Origin of the sequence: Spiroplasma sp. hyd1 (genome assembly GCF_016082235.1) — a bacterium.
Taxonomy (GTDB): domain Bacteria; phylum Bacillota_I; class Bacilli_A; order Mycoplasmatales; family Mycoplasmataceae; genus Spiroplasma; species Spiroplasma poulsonii.
The window spans coordinates 1-1,749 of the sequence record NZ_JXYY01000102.1 but is presented as its reverse complement, the minus strand read 5'-3'; the positions used below and the strand labels follow the sequence as shown (position 1 = coordinate 1,749).

Here is a 1,749-nt window from a genome sequence, read left to right as displayed (position 1 = left end):
TAAACTTTTTTAAAAAATAATAATTCTTAATTTTTTATGAATTATTTTGGTATATTAATCATATTAATTTTTCAATTTTGACCATCTTCAACAAAAAGGCCAATTAAAGGTTGGGGAATTGTCAATTCCTTAATGCTTGCTAAGTCAAGCACAGTATTAATCGTTTGTTCGGCACTTGTTGCTACTTTTGTTAGCCATTGGGGTTCAATAATTAATTGACGGCCAATTGCAACTAATGATAACCCGCTTTCTAGCCCTTTTAAAGCATCTTCTGGGGTACAAACACCTCCAACTCCAATCAAAGGAATTTTACCTTGATAACGCTGTAAAATGCTAGTGATTGTTGGAGTGGGATTTTCTTTATTACGCATACTTTTTCGTCATAAATATGATAATGAAATGTGAATGTAGTCTAAAGGGAATTTAATTAACTGATCCATTAATTAATAAGTATCTTCTAACGTGATGCCTGGTTCTTCAATTTCTTCTGGTGAAATTCGATAACCTAAAATAAATGGATTTGTTGCATGAGTTTTAATAATATCACTAACTTTTGTAACAATTGCTAGTGGAAATGCCATTCGTTTTGTTAAGTCACCACCTCATTGATCAGTTCGTTGGTTTGAATGGGGTGAAAAAAATTGCTGGATCAAATAAGTATTAGCACCATGGATCTCAACCCCATCAAATCCAGCTTTAATTGCTCGTAATGTAGCTGCTCTAAAATCCGCAATAATTGTATTAATTTCTTCATTCGTCATTGCTCGTGGTTCAATTGCTGTTGGTCGTAACGATTTAATCGCACTAGCAGATAATGGTTGTTGCTCAAGAAGCGTTGCGGCTGGACATTGGCGCCCACCGTGGTGAATTTGCATAATAGCAATACTATTTTCTTGATGGATAATATTAGCTAATTTTGCTAAATTTGGAATATATTTATCATCATCAATTGCTGGTTGACCAATAAAAGCTTTACCATTACGATTAACATAACTACACCTAGCAATGACCATTCCTAAATCTTTCGCACGGGCTTGATAATAATTTAATTCATCAAGGGTATATTTGCCGTTTTCAAAACCAGAAAAAGTGGTCATTGGACTCATTACAATGCGGTTATTAATGGTTACTCCGTTTGGAAAGGTAAATGGTTCAAATAAAGGTTTAAATTTCGGATTCATTGTTGTTTTCTTCCTAATTGTTAATTATTTTATTTATAATAATATCATATAACTTAACAAAGTTATTACAAGTAGCTTCTAATATTTGCCAGTTTTACTTGTGTTACTTTTGTCCTTTTATAATAATAAAATATGTTAAGATATCTTCTAAGGAGGGAGTTTATGAAAATTTTATTAGTTGGTGCTCAGGGAAAATTGGGTCAAAAACTTATTAATGAGCTTATTAATAATAACAACGTTATCATTACGGAATTCACCGGAAATGCGAGTGATTTTGATAATCTTAAAGCCCAAGTCCATGGCCAAGATGTTTTAGTTTCAACTGTTGGGGCACATCGTGTTGAAGAATTAGTTCTAATTGCAAAAAATATGAGGTTTTTAATAAAATTAAGTAATTAGAAACAAATTAAGTTTCGCTTATAATTAAATGATAACAAAATTTATAAAAAATTCAACTTTTTTAAAAACATAATTTTTATTTGAATAAATAATTTATAAATTTATNAANTTTGANACACTAAAAAATACTTTTTAAANTTATTACTAATTTTAAANGNTTTTTTATTTT

The 1,749-nt window shown here is 30.1% G+C and carries 3 protein-coding genes; 1 reads left to right on the top strand and 2 read right to left on the bottom strand.

All coding sequences use genetic code 4. The features are described from left to right. Nucleotides 1–41 precede the first annotated feature (41 nt). A complete protein-coding gene (locus TS70_RS06465) occupies nucleotides 42–440 on the bottom strand; it encodes a hypothetical protein (protein ID WP_198049774.1) in 399 nt (132 codons plus the stop codon). Between the two features lie 3 nt (nucleotides 441–443). After that, complete coding sequence (locus TS70_RS06460) at nucleotides 444–1,181, bottom strand: oxidoreductase (protein ID WP_198049773.1); 738 nt, start codon at nucleotides 1,179–1,181, stop codon at nucleotides 444–446. A 162-nt stretch (nucleotides 1,182–1,343) separates the two neighbouring features. Here TS70_RS06460 and TS70_RS06455 point away from each other — a divergent pair, with 162 nt between their 5' ends. Next, complete coding sequence (locus TS70_RS06455; protein ID WP_232332556.1) at nucleotides 1,344–1,580, top strand: hypothetical protein; 237 nt, start codon at nucleotides 1,344–1,346, stop codon at nucleotides 1,578–1,580. Nucleotides 1,581–1,749 lie beyond the last annotated feature (169 nt).